The organism is Pseudoroseomonas cervicalis ATCC 49957 (genome assembly GCF_000164635.1).
Taxonomy (GTDB): Bacteria; Pseudomonadota; Alphaproteobacteria; order Acetobacterales; family Acetobacteraceae; genus Pseudoroseomonas; species Pseudoroseomonas cervicalis.
This window is the reverse complement of record NZ_GG770779.1, coordinates 217576-230703: the sequence shown is the minus strand read 5'-3', so window position 1 is coordinate 230703 and position 13128 is coordinate 217576. Positions and strand designations below refer to the sequence as shown.

At 70.8% G+C, this 13128-nt stretch carries 12 protein-coding genes; 6 read left to right on the top strand and 6 right to left on the bottom strand.

Translation table 11 applies throughout. The annotated features are described in order from the left end of the window. Positions 1-105: 105 nt before the first annotated feature. From HMPREF0731_RS12370 to HMPREF0731_RS12355, 4 genes are all read right to left on the bottom strand, one after another. Complete coding sequence (locus HMPREF0731_RS12370) at positions 106-1206, bottom strand: ABC transporter ATP-binding protein (protein ID WP_007004480.1); 1101 nt, start codon at positions 1204-1206, stop codon at positions 106-108. A gap of 15 nt (positions 1207-1221) precedes the next feature. Then, positions 1222-2121, bottom strand: a complete 900-nt coding sequence (locus HMPREF0731_RS12365; protein WP_040613091.1) for a carbohydrate ABC transporter permease — start codon at positions 2119-2121, stop codon at positions 1222-1224. Beyond that, on the bottom strand, positions 2121-3056 hold the full coding sequence (locus HMPREF0731_RS12360; protein WP_007004478.1) for a carbohydrate ABC transporter permease: 936 nt from the start codon (positions 3054-3056) through the stop codon (positions 2121-2123). The genes HMPREF0731_RS12365 and HMPREF0731_RS12360 overlap by 1 nt, the downstream gene beginning before the upstream one ends. Before the next feature lie 91 nt (positions 3057-3147). After that, positions 3148-4503 (bottom strand): ABC transporter substrate-binding protein, encoded by a 1356-nt coding sequence (locus tag HMPREF0731_RS12355; RefSeq protein ID WP_007004477.1) that lies wholly within the window; start codon positions 4501-4503, stop codon positions 3148-3150. 158 nt (positions 4504-4661) lie between these two features. On the opposite strand from HMPREF0731_RS12355, the gene HMPREF0731_RS12350 reads away from it, so the two are divergent. Further along, entirely contained in the window at positions 4662-5780 is a 1119-nt protein-coding gene (locus HMPREF0731_RS12350; protein ID WP_157136086.1) for an NAD(P)/FAD-dependent oxidoreductase, read from the top strand. Further along, on the top strand, positions 5777-6766 hold the full coding sequence (locus tag HMPREF0731_RS12345; RefSeq protein WP_007004475.1) for a threonine ammonia-lyase: 990 nt from the start codon (positions 5777-5779) through the stop codon (positions 6764-6766). The genes HMPREF0731_RS12350 and HMPREF0731_RS12345 overlap by 4 nt, the downstream gene beginning before the upstream one ends. A 133-nt stretch (positions 6767-6899) precedes the next feature. Here the strand turns inward: HMPREF0731_RS12345 and mntR are convergent, their stop codons facing one another. Then, a complete protein-coding gene (mntR, locus tag HMPREF0731_RS12340; RefSeq protein ID WP_007004474.1) occupies positions 6900-7358 on the bottom strand; it encodes a manganese-binding transcriptional regulator MntR in 459 nt (152 codons plus the stop codon). Between the two features lie 144 nt (positions 7359-7502). Between mntR and HMPREF0731_RS12335 the strand changes: the two genes are divergently transcribed. Genes HMPREF0731_RS12335 through HMPREF0731_RS12320 form a run of 4 tightly spaced genes read left to right on the top strand, consistent with a single transcriptional unit; the run spans position 7503 to position 11267 of the window. Then, positions 7503-8507 (top strand): metal ABC transporter solute-binding protein, Zn/Mn family, encoded by a 1005-nt coding sequence (locus HMPREF0731_RS12335; RefSeq protein WP_157136085.1) that lies wholly within the window; start codon positions 7503-7505, stop codon positions 8505-8507. Continuing rightward, positions 8504-9421 carry a metal ABC transporter ATP-binding protein gene (locus tag HMPREF0731_RS12330; protein ID WP_007004472.1) on the top strand — a complete coding sequence of 306 codons (918 nt, stop codon included), beginning with the start codon at positions 8504-8506 and terminating at the stop codon, positions 9419-9421. Before HMPREF0731_RS12335 ends, HMPREF0731_RS12330 begins: the two co-directional genes overlap by 4 nt. Further along, entirely contained in the window at positions 9421-10326 is a 906-nt protein-coding gene (locus HMPREF0731_RS12325) for a metal ABC transporter permease (RefSeq protein WP_007004471.1), read from the top strand. Before HMPREF0731_RS12330 ends, HMPREF0731_RS12325 begins: the two co-directional genes overlap by 1 nt. Then, a complete protein-coding gene (locus HMPREF0731_RS12320; RefSeq protein ID WP_007004470.1) occupies positions 10323-11267 on the top strand; it encodes a metal ABC transporter permease in 945 nt (314 codons plus the stop codon). The genes HMPREF0731_RS12325 and HMPREF0731_RS12320 overlap by 4 nt, the downstream gene beginning before the upstream one ends. 328 nt (positions 11268-11595) lie before the next feature. On the opposite strand, the gene HMPREF0731_RS12315 is transcribed toward HMPREF0731_RS12320, so the two are convergent. Then, positions 11596-13128: DNA translocase FtsK (locus HMPREF0731_RS12315; protein WP_007004469.1), on the bottom strand; the 1533-nt coding region annotated here is incomplete at its 5' end.

The window sequence follows — 13128 nt, the reverse complement described above, 5'->3', positions numbered from 1 at the left end:
CGCGGCGGCCGGTCAGCGCGACGCACCAGCCGGCCTGCGCCAGCGCCACCGCGCAGGCCCGCCCGATGCCGGAGCCGGCCCCCGTCACCCAGGCGACGCGGCCGTTCACAGGACGCGCCCGGATTGCGGGTCGAGGATGTGCATGTTGCTCATATCCACCGCCATGGGCAGAGGCTGGCCGGGCTGCGCCGGGGCCAGCGGGTCGACGCGGCCGCAGATCTCGGCCCCCGCCATCTTGAAATGCACCAGCGTCTCCATGCCCATGGGCTCGGTGACCTCGGGCGTCGCGGTCATCGGCGCGAAATGCGGCCGGTCGAGATTCTTGGCTTCCGTCAGATGCTCGGGCCGGATGCCGAACAGGATCTCGCGCCCGGCGAGCGGCGTGTAGCGCGCGGTGCGCTCGGCCGGCACCGGCAGCACGATGTCGCCCGGCAGATGCACGCGCAGCGCGCCGGCGCCGTTCTCCAGCCGGCCGGGGATGAAGTTCATCGCCGGGCTGCCGATGAAGCCCGCCACGAAGCGCGTGCGCGGGTTGTGGTAGAGTTCCTGCGGCGGGCCGACCTGCTCGATGATGCCGCCATTCATCACCACCACGCGGTCGGCCAGCGTCATCGCCTCCACCTGGTCATGGGTGACGTAGATGGTGGTGGTCTTGACCGTCTGGTGCACCTTCTTGATCTCGGTGCGCATCTGCACGCGGAGTTTCGCGTCGAGATTCGACAGCGGCTCATCGAAAAGAAAAACCTTGGGGTCGCGCACGATGGCGCGGCCCATGGCGACACGCTGCCGCTGGCCGCCCGAGAGCGCCTTCGGCTTGCGCTCCAGCAGCGGCGTGATGTCGAGGATGCGCGCGGCGTTGTCGACGCGGCGCTTGATCTCGTCCTTCGGGAATTTCCGCAGCATCAGCCCGAAGGCCATGTTGTCGAACACCGTCATGTGCGGATAGAGCGCGTAGTTCTGGAACACCATGGCGATGTCGCGGTCGCGCGGCGGCACGTCGTTGACGACGCGCCCGCCAATGGCGATCTCGCCATCCGAGATTTCTTCGAGTCCCGCGATCATCCGCAGCGTGGTCGACTTGCCGCAGCCCGAGGGGCCGACGAGGACAACGAATTCATGGTCGGCGATGTCGAGGTCGATGCCCTTCACCGCCTGCACACCGCCCTCATAGGCTTTCACGACCTTGCGGAGTGTTACCTGCGCCATTCTCGTGTCTCTCCCTCAGCCCTTGGTCGCGCCGGCCGTCAGGCCCGCGATGTAGTAATCCATGAGGAACGCATAGACGAGCAGCGGCGGCAAGGCGGCCATCAGCGCGCCGGCCATGATCTTGCCCCACTGGAAGGTGTCCGCCCGGATCAGGTCGGAGACGATGCCGACGGTCAGCACCATCTGGTCCGAGCTGACCAGGAAGGCGATCGGATAGATGAAGGCCGCCCAGCTGACCGTAAAGGCGAAGATCATGGCGGCGAGGATGCCCGGCAGCGCCACGGGGATGAAGATCTTCCACAGCATCTGCAGGTGGCCGGCGCCGTCGATCAGCGCCGCCTCGTCCAGCTCCTTCGGGATGGAGGCGAAGTAGCCGATCATGATCCAGGTGCAGAAGGGCACGGTCAGCGTCGGGAAGATCAGCACCATGGCCCACATGTTGTTGTAGAGGCCGAGGCCGCCGATGATCTGGAACATCGGGATGAACAGGAGGGTCTCCGGCACCAGGTAGGTGAGGAAGACGCCGGTGGCGAGCGTGCCGCTGCCCCAGAACTTCATCCGCGCCAGCGCGAAGGCGGCGAGCGTCGAGATCACCATGCTGATCAGCACGGTGCAGGTGGTGACGATGACCGAGTTGCGGAAATGGATCAGGTAGTTCCCCTGGGTCAGCAGCTCCCAGTAGTTCTGCAGCGTCGGCGCCACGACGAACCAGGGATTGCCGGAGAGGTCGGCGATCTCGGCCGAGCTCTTCAGGCTGGTCACCAGCATGTGGAAGGGCGGCGTCATGAAGAACACGACGAAGACGGCCAGCGCCACATAGGCGCCGATCATCGCCCAGCGCCGCTCGCGCTTCAGGCTGCCATGCTTGCTGTTCTCCGGCGCGAAGTGCGGGGCGTCGGCGGTGCTGCTGCTCATCACGCCATCTCCTTCGAGCGCTTGTTGACGCCGCGCAGCGTGAAGATCGCGAAGATCGCCAGCAGCGGGAACATGAACAGGCTGACCGAGGCGCCGAGCGGGATGTCGCCCGACTGGATGCCGACCTGGAAGGCATAGGTCGCGAAGACATGCGTGGTGTCCTGCGGCCCGCCATTGGTCAGGATGCGGACGATGTCGAAATTCGCGAAGGTGACGATCAGGCTGAACAGCACGGTGATGGAGATGATGTTGCGCATCATCGGGAAGGTGACGTAGCGCAGCTTCTGCCAGCCCGTTGCGCCGTCGATCGCCGCCGCCTCATACAGCTGGTCGGGCACCGATTTCAGCGCCGCCAGGTACATGATCATGAAGAAGGGCGAGCCGTACCAGACATTGACCAGGATGACCGAGAAGCGCGCCCAGCCGGTCTGCCCCAGCCAGGGCACCGGGTCGACGCCGATGCCCATCAGCGCCCAGTTGAAGGCGGAGTAGGAGGGGTCGAACAGCCACCACCAAGCCAGCGTCGAGATCGCCGGCGGGATCACCCAGGGCACCAGCAGCATGCCGCGCCACTTCCGCTGGCCCTTGGCCGGCAGCGCGTGCAGCACATGCGCCAGGATGAAGCCGATCAGCGCCTTCAGCAGCACCGCCGAGACGGCGAACAGCACCGACTGGAACACCACGTTCCAGAAGGTCTCGCGCGACAGCAGGAAGGTGAAGTTCTCGATGCCGATGAAGCGCGTCATGCGCCGGTTCAGCGTCGAGAGGTAGATGGCGTAGAGGAAGGGATACACCACCAGGCCGAGGATCAGCAGGATCAGCGGCAGCGTCAGCAGGAAGGCGATGGTGGAGTTGCGCCGGGCGAGTTTCTGCAGCGCGCTGCGCGGCGCGGCCGGATGCGCGGCGGGGGCTGCGGAGAGCGTGGCTTCGGCCATGCCATTCTCCTGGTTGGGCGGTGGCGGGCGGGGCGCGCCGGGGTCCTCCCCCGGCGCGCCCCGGATGCGGCGCCTTGCGGGCGGCGGCCGGTCAGCCGCGCTTGAAGCCTTCCAGCTCGCGCTCCGCCCAGGCGATGGTGCGGTCGATCGATTCGCGGTTCTGCACCACGCGGGCGATCATCTTGGCCTGGATGCCCTGGTTGTACATCTGCACCGCGATCTCCGGCGGCGCAGGGTAGCAGGCGATGAATTGCTGCGCGTTGTGGTGCGGCTTGACCGGGTAGTTGAACACCGTGCCCGGCGGCGGGCCTTCCTTCTCCCAGGTGTCGAAGCTGGTCATGCTGGTGAAGGGCGGGATGTCGTAGCCATTGCTGGCGGCGACCATGGTGGCCGCCTGGTCGCGCTCGCTCAGGAACTCGACCAGCGCCTTGGCCGCGCCCTTGTTGCGGCTGAAGCTCCAGACGCCCCAGAAATACGGCAGATAGGGGGTGAAGCGCCCCTGCGCGCCGGCCGGCGCCGGGAAGGTCCAGCACTGCTCGGCCACCTGCGGCGCGTCGCGCTTGGCCACCGCCCAGGCCGAGGGCGGGTTGAAGATCAGCGCCGAGCGGCCGGAGATCAGCGCGCGGTTGTTCGAGGCGTCGTCCCAGGAGAAGACGTCGTTCGGCAGGAAGGCGAACAGCTTCTGGCTGTATTCCAGCACCCGCCGCACGCCGTCGCTCTTGGCGGTGATGTCGCCCTTGCTGTTCACCAGCTCGGCGCCGAAGGAGCGGAACAGGCTGCCGATCCAGTCGGTGGCGTCGGTGAACTGCCCGGCCGGCAGGCCGAAGGGGAAGCCGGCCTTGTGGCAGGCCTCGGCGGCGCGCAGGAAGGTGTCCCAGTTCCAGTCGGCGGCCTTGCTGCCGGGATTGGCGTTGGCCGGGAACATCTCCTGCACATCGATGCCGGCATGCTGCTTCAGCAGGTCGATGCGGCCGATCGCCGGCTTGTTCTGGCTGCCCGAGATGGCGGGGATGGCGCGCCAGCGCCCCTCGATCTTGGCGAGGTATTCGGTGATCGGGTTCAGCGCGCCGTATTTCTCGGCCAGCCGCCCCATCACATCGTCCATCGGCTCCAGCAGGCGGGATTGCGCATGCACCTCCCAGGTCGGGAAGGAGAGCATGTCATGCCCCTGCCGCGCCTGCGCCTCGGCGGCGATGGTCAGCAGGTTCTTGTTGCCGACCGAGGTGATGAAATCGAGCTGGATCTCGACGCGGTTGCGCTGCCCCCATTCGGTGACGAGCTTGCGCATCGCGTCATTCCCGGCGGGCACCCAATGGTCCCACAGGCCCAGCGCCAGCCTGCCGCCGGAAGTCTGGCCATGCACATTCACCAGCGGGAGCGCGCTGGCGGCGGCACCCGCCGCGCTGGCGCGCAGCAGCGTGCGCCGGGAGAACCCGTTGCCTTCCATTCCGTAACCTCCTCCGCACGGGCGGCTTGATGCCGCCGGGCCTTTGCGGCCACTCGTTGCGGGGCCGAGGTTAGGCAATGCCGCGCCGCACACGCAATCATTCATCGTATCACCCGGCGCCCTTGCCGCGATTTCATCGCGCGCCCAGGATGCGCGCCATGCAGACCGAACGCTTCGACGCGCTGGTGATCGGCGCCGGCATGGCGGGGGCGACCGCCGCCGCGCATCTCTCCGCCACGCGCCGCGTGGCCCTGCTGGAGGCGGAGGACAGCGCCGGCTACCACAGCACCGGCCGCTCCGCCGCGCTGTGGGAGCCGAACTGGGGCAATCCCGACATCCGCGCCCTGACCCGCGCCGCGCGCGGCTTCCTGGCCGCCCCGCCCGAGGGCTTCACCGAGGTACCGCTGCTGCTGCCGCGCGGCGCGCTGCATTTGGCGCCCGAGGAGCAACTGCCGGCGTTGCGGGACCTGCTGGAGAAGGGCGCGGAGTTCCACGCCCTCTCCATCGCCGAGGCGCAGGCCATGGTGCCGGCGCTGCGCCCCGGCTACGCCGTGGCGGCGGCGCATGAGCCGGGGGTGATGGAGATCGACGTCGCCGCGCTGCACCAGGGCTTTTTGCGGGTGCTGCGGCGGCAGGGCGGCGCGCTGGCGCTGCGCCACCGCGCGGGGCGGCTCTGGAAACAGAACGGGCTGTGGCATGCCGAGACCTCGGGCGGCGCCGTGCATGTGGCGCCGATCCTGGTGAACGCCGCCGGCGCCTGGGGCGACGAGGTCGCCATCGCCGCCGGGCTGCGCCCGCTCGGCCTGCGGCCGATGCGGCGCACCGCGCTGATCATCGACCCCGCGCCCTGGGCGGTCGCCGACTGGCCGCTGACCGGCGATGTCGGCGCAAGCTGGTACACCCGGCCCGAGGCGCGCGGAAAACTGATGCTCTCTCCCGCCGACGAGACGCCCGATCCGCCCGGCGACGCGCAGCCGGACGAGCTCGACATCGCCATCGCGGTGGACCGGCTGATGACCGCGCTCGACATCACCGTGCGCCGGGTCGAGCACAGCTGGGCCGGGCTGCGCAGCTTCCTGCCCGACCGCTCGATGGCGATCGGCGCGGCGGAGGAGGCGGGCTTCTTCCACATGATCGGCCAGGGCGGCTATGGCATCCAGACCGCGCCGGCGCAGGGCCGCCTGCTGGCCGCCCTGGTCAATGGCGAGGATCCGGGCGAGCTTGCGCCCATCCTGCCGCTGCTCGACCCGCTGCGCTTCCAGAAGGTGCCCGCATGAACGCCATCCCGCCCCGCCTGCCCAGCCACCAGGATGTCCGGGAGGCGGCGGAGCGGCTGCGCGGCCGCGTCGTCCGCACGCCGATGCTGCGTCACCCGCTGCTGGACGAGCTGGCCGGCGGCACCGTGCTGGTGAAGCCGGAGCCGCTGCAGCGCACCGGCAGCTTCAAGTTCCGCGGCGCCACCAATGCGGTGCTGAAGCTGGACGCGGCGCAGCGCGCGGCCGGCGTCGTCACCCATTCCTCCGGCAATCACGGCCAGGCGGTGGCCTGCGCCGCCGCGTCCGAGGGGGTGCGGGCGCTGATCGCCATGCCGCAGGACGCGCCCGCCATCAAGGTGGAGAGCACCCGCCGCTGGGGCCCCGAGATCACCTTCTTCGACCGCGCCACCACCGACCGCGAGGTGCTGGCCGAGCGGCTGGCGGCGGAGCGCGGCGCCAGCATCATCCCGCCCTTCGACCACCCGGATGTGGTGGCCGGCCAGGGCACGCTGGCGCTGGAGCTGGTCGAGGATGCCGCCGCCGCCGGCCTGTCGCTCGACACGCTGGCGGTCTGCACCGGCGGCGGCGGGCTGATCGCCGGCTGCGCGCTCGCGGTCGAGGGCGCCTCCCCCGCCACCGCCGTCTGGGCGGTGGAGCCGGAGGGCTGGGACGACACCGCGCGCTCGCTCGCCGCCGGGGCGCGGCTGGCCAATGACGGCAAGGGCGCCGGGCTGTGCGACGCGCTGCTGTCGATGCGCCCGGGGGCCCTGACCTTCGCCGTCAACCAGCCGCGGCTGAAGGGAGCCGCCGTGGTGACCCCGGAGGAGGTGTTCCGCGCCATGCGCTTCGCCTTCGAGGCGCTGAAGGTGGTGGTGGAGCCGGGCGGCGCGGTGGCGCTGGCGGCGCTGCTGGCCGGCAAGCTGCCCGCGCGGGGCAAGACCACCGGCATCGTGCTGAGCGGCGGCAATGTCGACCCGGCGGTGTTCGCCCGGGCGCTCGCCGTCTGAGAAAAAAGGCCGGGGAAGGAATTCCCCGGACCCCTTCTTTTTTCTGCGAGTCTGGCGGCCCTGGCGGCGTGGATCCAAACTGACAGAAAAAAGAAGGGGTTTCAGGGGAATTCATTCCCCTGACCTTGCTCCGCTAGCGCCCCAGGAATTTCTCGAAGGCGGCGAGCGTCGCGTCGCTGACATGGTGCTCGATGCCCTCGGCATCGATCTCGGCGACCTCGGGCGGCACGCCCAGCGCCAGCAGCACATCCACCACCACCCGGTGGCGCGCCCGCACCTCGGCGGCCAGCGCCCGCCCGGCCTCGGTCAGGAAGACGCCGCGATAGGGCTTGGAATGCGCCAGCCCCTCGCGCTTCAGCCGCGCCACCGCCTTGATCGCCGTGGCGTGGGAGACGCCGAGCCGGCGGGCGATGTCGGTCGGCCGCGCCTCGCCGCCGGTGGTCAGCAGGTCGTCGATCAGTTCCACATAGTCATGCAGCAGGGCGCTGGCGCGGGCCGAGCGCGCCGAGGCATGGCGCGCGGCTTCCTGGGCCTGCGCGGCCGCTTCCTCGTCGGCGCCATCGGCCGCCGCCATGTCCTTGTCCTGCTCCATGCCGGGGCCCCTCGTTCTCGGCGCGCTCTAGCAGCCGCGCCCCCCTTGCGCAAAATGTAGCCTTGGCTTCATTCTGCTGCCCACGCTTGAAGGTGCCGCTGCCGGCACCAGATGACGACCACGCCACAACGGAGAATGCCGGAGATGCCCCTCCCCCGCCTCCTGTCGCGCAGGCCCCTGCTGCTCGGCGCCGCCGCCGCCGCGCTGGCGCCCTGGAGCCTGGCCGCCCAGCCCGCCCGCGGCGGCGCGGCCGCAGGCGCCGGAAAGCTGTCCGTGCTGGCCACCACCGCCATGGTGGGCGACCTGGCCCGGCGCATCGGCGGCGATCGCATCGCCCTCGAGGTGCTGATGGGCGAGGGCGTCGATCCCCACCTCTACAAGCCGACGCGCGAGGATGTGGCGAAGCTGCTGCGCGCCGGGCTGGTGCTCTACAGCGGGCTGCTGCTGGAGGGGAAAATGACCGATGCCTTCACCCGCATCGCCCGCACCGGCCGCCCCGTGGTCGCGGTGGCCGAGTCGCTGCCGCGCGAGGCGCTGCTGGCCGCCGAGGGCGCCGAGGGCCATCCCGACCCGCATGTCTGGATGGATGTCTCGCTCTGGTCGCAGGTCGCCAGCCGCATCGCGGTCCAGCTGAAGGAGAGCGACCCGGCCGGCGCCGCCACCTATGACGCCAACCTGGCCACGCTGCGGCAGGAGCTGGAAGCGCTGGATTCCTGGGCGCGGCAGGCCATCGCCTCGATCCCGGCGCCGCAGCGCGTGCTGGTCACGGCGCATGACGCCTTCAACTACTTCTCCCGCCGCTACGGTATCGAGGTGATGGGCATCCAGGGCCTGTCCACCGAGTCGGAGGCCGGGCTGCGCCGCATCGAGGAGCTGGTCGGCATCCTGGTGGAGCGCCGCATCCCCGCCGTCTTCGTCGAGAGCTCGGTCTCCGACCGCAATGTGCGGGCGCTGGTCGAGGGCGCCGCGTCGCGCGGCCACCGTGTCGCCATCGGCGGCGAGCTGTTCTCCGACGCCATGGGCGCGCCGGGCAGCTATGAGGGGACCTATCCCGGCATGATCGACCACAATGTCACGGTGATCACCCGAGCGCTGGGCGGCGCGGCGCCGCCGCGCGGCTTCGCCGGCAAGCTGGCCGAGGCCCGATGAGCAGCACCACCCCGGCGCTGGCGGTCGAGGGCCTCTCGGTCGCCTATCGCGAGGCGCCGGTGTTGCGCGATGTGCGCTGGCAGGCCGGCGCCGGGCGGCTGACCGCCATCGTCGGCCCCAATGGCGCCGGCAAATCCACCCTGCTGAAGGCGGCGCTCGGCCTGGTGCCGCGCCTCTCGGGCGAGGTGCGCTTCTTCGGCCAGCCGCTCTCCGCCGCGCGCCGCCGGGTGGGCTACCTGCCGCAGCGCGCCAGCGTCGACTGGGACTTCCCCGCCACCGTGCTGCAGATCGCCAGCCAGGGCCGCTATCCGCGGGTCGGCTGGTTCCGCCCGCTGCCGCGCGCCGAGCGCGAGCGCGCCCGCGCCGCGCTGGCCGAGGTCGGCATGGCCGATTTCGCCGGGCGCCAGATCGGCCAGCTCTCCGGCGGCCAGCAGCAGCGTGTCTTCCTCGCCCGCGCCCTGGCGCTGGAGGCCGATCTCTATTTGATGGACGAGCCCTTCGCCGGCGTCGACGCCGCCACCGAGCGCGCCATCATCGCCGTGCTGCAGCGCCTGGGGCGGGAGGGCCGCACGGTCATCGCCGTGCATCACGACCTGGCCACGGCGCCGCACTATTTCTCCGAGGTCTGCCTGCTGAATGGCGGCGTCATCGCCGCCGGCCCGATGCGGACCACCTTCACGCCGGAGAACCTGGCCCGCGCCTATGGCGGGCGCATCACCGTCTCCGCCCCCGGCGAGCTGGCCTACGCCATTTCCGCCAGCCGGTCAGGGCCGGGAGGCGAGGAGCCCGCCATGAACGGAGCGGCTTCGCCCGACGCGGCAGGCCTGCTCGCCACCAGCATGCTGCACGCCCCCCTGCAGCGTCCCGCCTTCCAACCCGACAGCGGCAGCCTGGCAAAAAAATGGAAGGGTTGATGCATGTGCTGGCCCTGGGCGGGGGCTACAATGCGCGGGTGGTGGCGCTGGGCGTCGCCGCCTTCGGGCTGGCGGCCGGGGCGCTAGGCTGCTTCGTGCTGCTGCGCGGCCGGGCGCTGATCGCCGACGCGGCGGCGCACGCCACCCTGCCCGGCATCTGCCTGGCCTTCATCCTGGCCGCCGCCATGGGGTGGAACCCGCGCTCCCTGCCGCTGCTGCTGGGCGGCGGCGCGCTGACCGCGGCGCTCGGCGTGCTGGTGGCGGGTGCCCTCGCGCGCGGCGGCAGGCTGCGGGACGATGCGGCGATGGCGCTGGTCATCTCGCTCGGCTTCGGCATCGGCGTCGTGCTGGTCTCGGTGGTGCAGTCGCTGCCGGTGGGCGGCCAGGCGGGGCTGAACAGCTTCATCCTGGGCCAGGCGGCGGGGATGAGCGCGGCGGACGCCACGCTGATCGCCGTGCTGGCGCTGGTGGCGCTGGCCCTGCTGACCCTGCTGTTCCGCCCGCTGGCGGTGCTGTGCTTCGACCCCGAATACGCCGCCAGCGTCGGATTGCCGGTGCGGCTGCTCGACCTCGCGCTGCTCGGGCTGATGCTGGCCGTCACCGTCGCCGGGCTGCGCGCCGTCGGGCTGATCCTGGTGGTGTCGCTGATGGTGGTGCCCGCCGCCACCGCGCGGCTGGCCACCGAGCGGCTGGCGGTGATGGTGCCGCTGGCGGGCCTGCTCGGCGCAGCCTCGGCCTGGTTCGGCGCGGGGCTGTCGGCCGCGCTGCCCGGTCTGCCCACCGGCGCCACCATCGCGCTGACCGCCTGCGCCCTGTTCCTGCTGGCGCTGCTGTTTGCCCCGGCGCGCGGCGTGGTCGCCTTCGCGCTGCGCCAGCGCCGGCTGCGGCGGGAGGCCCGCGCATGACCCTGTTCCTGCAGCTCGATTTCGCGCCGCTGCTGGCCGCCATCCTGGCCTGCCTGGCCTGCGGCCTGCTGGGCAACCTGCTGCTGCTGACGCGGCAGAGCCTGCTGGGCGACGCCATCAGCCATTCCGTGCTGCCCGGGCTGGTGATGGGCTTCATCGTCTCCGGCAGCCGCGCCACCCTGCCCATGGTGGTGGGCGCCATGGGCGCCGCCGTGCTGGCCGCGCTGCTGATCACCCTGATCCGCCGGCTGACGCGGCTGGAGCCGGGCGCGGTGATGGGGGTGGTGTTCTCCGGCCTGTTCGCCCTCGGCCTGGTCATGATCGAGCTGAGCGGCGCGCGCGCCGTCGATCTCGACGTGGATTGCGTGCTCTATGGCCAGCTCGAGGCGCTGATCTGGCCCGCCGCCACCGGCCTGTCCTCGCTCTGGGACCCCACCGCGCTGGCCGAGTTGCCGCAGGAGACGCGCACCCTGGCCGGCGTGCTGGCGCTGACCCTGGCCGGGCTGGCGCTGCTCTGGAAAGAATTGCGGCTGGCCGCCTTCGACCCGGATTTCGCCGCCAGCATCGGCTTCGCCCCGCGCGGGCTGTCGCTGGTGGTGCTGGTGCTGGTCTCGGTCGCCTGCGTCGCCGCCTTCTGGGCGGTGGGCTCGATCCTGGTGATCGCGGCGCTGATCGCGCCCGCCGCCATCGCCCGGCTGCTGACCGACGATTACCGCCGGCAATTCCTGATCTCCGGCGCGGCGGCCATCGCCATGGGCGGCGGCGGCTATGGCGCTGCCATCCTGGTGCCGCATCTGCTGGGGCTGGACCACGGGCTGAACGCCGCCGGCATGATGGCGGTGATCGCGGCACTGATGCTCGCCGCCGCCTGGTCTTTTCGGTCCGCTGCCGGTTCTTTTTCTCAGCTGCCGGTCACGGCCGGGACGGGGTCGCGGCGCTGAGCGCCGATACCCAGGCCCAGCGTTGCAGCCGGCTCTTCACCGGGCCGTCTGCCGCCTTTTTCTATCAGCTGCCGGTCAGGGCCGGGACGGGATCGCGACACCGGGAAGCCCGCACTTCAGCCCAGTGTCGCGTCCCGCTTCGCCCGAAGGCCGCGGCAGCCCGAAAGAAAAGCGTCCCGCCTCTCAACCCAACGGCGGCTTTCTGTCAGCTGCCGGTCAGGGCCGCGACGGGATCGCGACACGGGAAGCCTTCTCACCGGCCCAGTGTCGCGGCCCGCCTCCCCGCCAGGCAGCGGCAGCCCGAAAGAAAAGCAGCCTGAAAAAAAAATCAGTCCTCGGTGCGGCGGGCCAGGACTTCGCGCTTGCCGACATGGTTGGCGGGGCCGACCACGCCTTCCTTCTCCATCTGCTCGATCAGCTTGGCGGCGCGGTTGTAGCCGATCGAGAGGTGGCGCTGGATGAAGGAGGTGGAGGCCTTGCCCTCGCGCGTCACCAGGGCGACGGCCTGGTCGAACAGGCCCTTCTCGCCATCCGAGGCGCCGGCGATGCCGGACATCCCGTTGTCGCCGCCTTCCTCGTCGCTCTCGGTGACTTCCTCGATATAGGCGGGCTCGCCCTGCTCGCGCAGCCATTCGACGACGCGCTCCACCTCCTGGTCGGAGACGAAGGGGCCGTGCACGCGGCTGACACGGCCGCCGCCGGCCATGTGCAGCATGTCGCCCTGGCCCAGCAGCTGCTCGGCGCCCATCTCGCCGAGGATGGTGCGGCTGTCGATCTTCGACGTCACCTGGAAGGAGATGCGCGTCGGGAAGTTCGCCTTGATGGTGCCGGTGATGACGTCGACCGAGGGGCGCTGCGTCGCCATGATGACATGGATGCCGGCGGCGCGCGCCATCTGCGCCAGGCGCTGCACCGCGGCCTCGATCTCCTTGCCGGCGACCAGCATCAGATCGGCCATCTCGTCGATGACGACGACGATCATCGGCAGGGGGGCGAGCGCCAGCGGCTGGTCCTCGAAGACCGGCTTGCCGGTGTCGGGGTCGAAGCCGGTCTGCACGCGGCGCGTCAGCACCTCGCCCCGGGCGAGGGCCGCCTGCACCTTCTCGTTGTAGCCGCCGATGTTGCGGACGCCGAGCTGCGACATGGCGCGGTAGCGGCGCTCCATCTCGCGCACCGTCCATTTCAGCGCGCCGATCGCCTTGGGCGGCTCGGTGACGACGGGGGCCAGCAGATGCGGGATGCGGTCATAGACCGACAGCTCCAGCATCTTCGGGTCGATCATGATGAAGCGGCACTCATCCGGGGTGAAGCGGTAGAGCAGCGACAGGATCATGGTGTTGATGCCGACCGACTTGCCCGAGCCGGTGGTGCCGGCGATCAGCAGATGCGGCATGCGGGCGAGGTCGGCGATGACCGGCGCGCCGCCGATATCCTTGCCCAGCACCAGCGGCAGCTTGCCGCTCTGGCGGCTCCAGTCGTCGGTGATCAGCAGCTCGCTGAAATAGACCGTCTCGCGCTTGGCGTTGGGCAGCTCGATGCCGATGACGTTGCGGCCCGGGACCGTCGCGATGCGCACCGCCATGACCGACATGCTGCGCGCGATGTCGTCGGCGAGGCCGATGACGCGGGCCGATTTGGTGCCGGGCGCGGGCTCAAGCTCGTAGAGCGTCACCACCGGGCCGGGGCGGATCTCGACGATGCGGCCGCGCACGCCGTAATCCTCCAGCACCGATTCCAGCAGGCGGGCATTGTTCTGCAGCGCCTCCTCGGTCGGGCCGGTGGCGCGGCGGGCCGGCGGCGGGGTCAGCAGCTCCAGCGGCGGCAGCTCGAACCGGCTGGGCTCGGGCGGCGGCGGCGCGGC

Coding starts and splice junctions, on each gene's coding strand:
- HMPREF0731_RS12370 (WP_007004480.1), bottom strand. CDS start 1,206: ATGGCGCAGGTAACACTCCGCAAGGTCGTGAAAGCCTATGAGGGCGGT.
- HMPREF0731_RS12365 (WP_040613091.1), bottom strand. CDS start 2,121: ATGAGCAGCAGCACCGCCGACGCCCCGCACTTCGCGCCGGAGAACAGC.
- HMPREF0731_RS12360 (WP_007004478.1), bottom strand. CDS start 3,056: ATGGCCGAAGCCACGCTCTCCGCAGCCCCCGCCGCGCATCCGGCCGCG.
- HMPREF0731_RS12355 (WP_007004477.1), bottom strand. CDS start 4,503: ATGGAAGGCAACGGGTTCTCCCGGCGCACGCTGCTGCGCGCCAGCGCG.
- HMPREF0731_RS12350 (WP_157136086.1), top strand. CDS start 4,662: ATGCAGACCGAACGCTTCGACGCGCTGGTGATCGGCGCCGGCATGGCG.
- HMPREF0731_RS12345 (WP_007004475.1), top strand. CDS start 5,777: ATGAACGCCATCCCGCCCCGCCTGCCCAGCCACCAGGATGTCCGGGAG.
- mntR (WP_007004474.1), bottom strand. CDS start 7,358: ATGGAGCAGGACAAGGACATGGCGGCGGCCGATGGCGCCGACGAGGAA.
- HMPREF0731_RS12335 (WP_157136085.1), top strand. CDS start 7,503: ATGCCCCTCCCCCGCCTCCTGTCGCGCAGGCCCCTGCTGCTCGGCGCC.
- HMPREF0731_RS12330 (WP_007004472.1), top strand. CDS start 8,504: ATGAGCAGCACCACCCCGGCGCTGGCGGTCGAGGGCCTCTCGGTCGCC.
- HMPREF0731_RS12325 (WP_007004471.1), top strand. CDS start 9,421: ATGCATGTGCTGGCCCTGGGCGGGGGCTACAATGCGCGGGTGGTGGCG.
- HMPREF0731_RS12320 (WP_007004470.1), top strand. CDS start 10,323: ATGACCCTGTTCCTGCAGCTCGATTTCGCGCCGCTGCTGGCCGCCATC.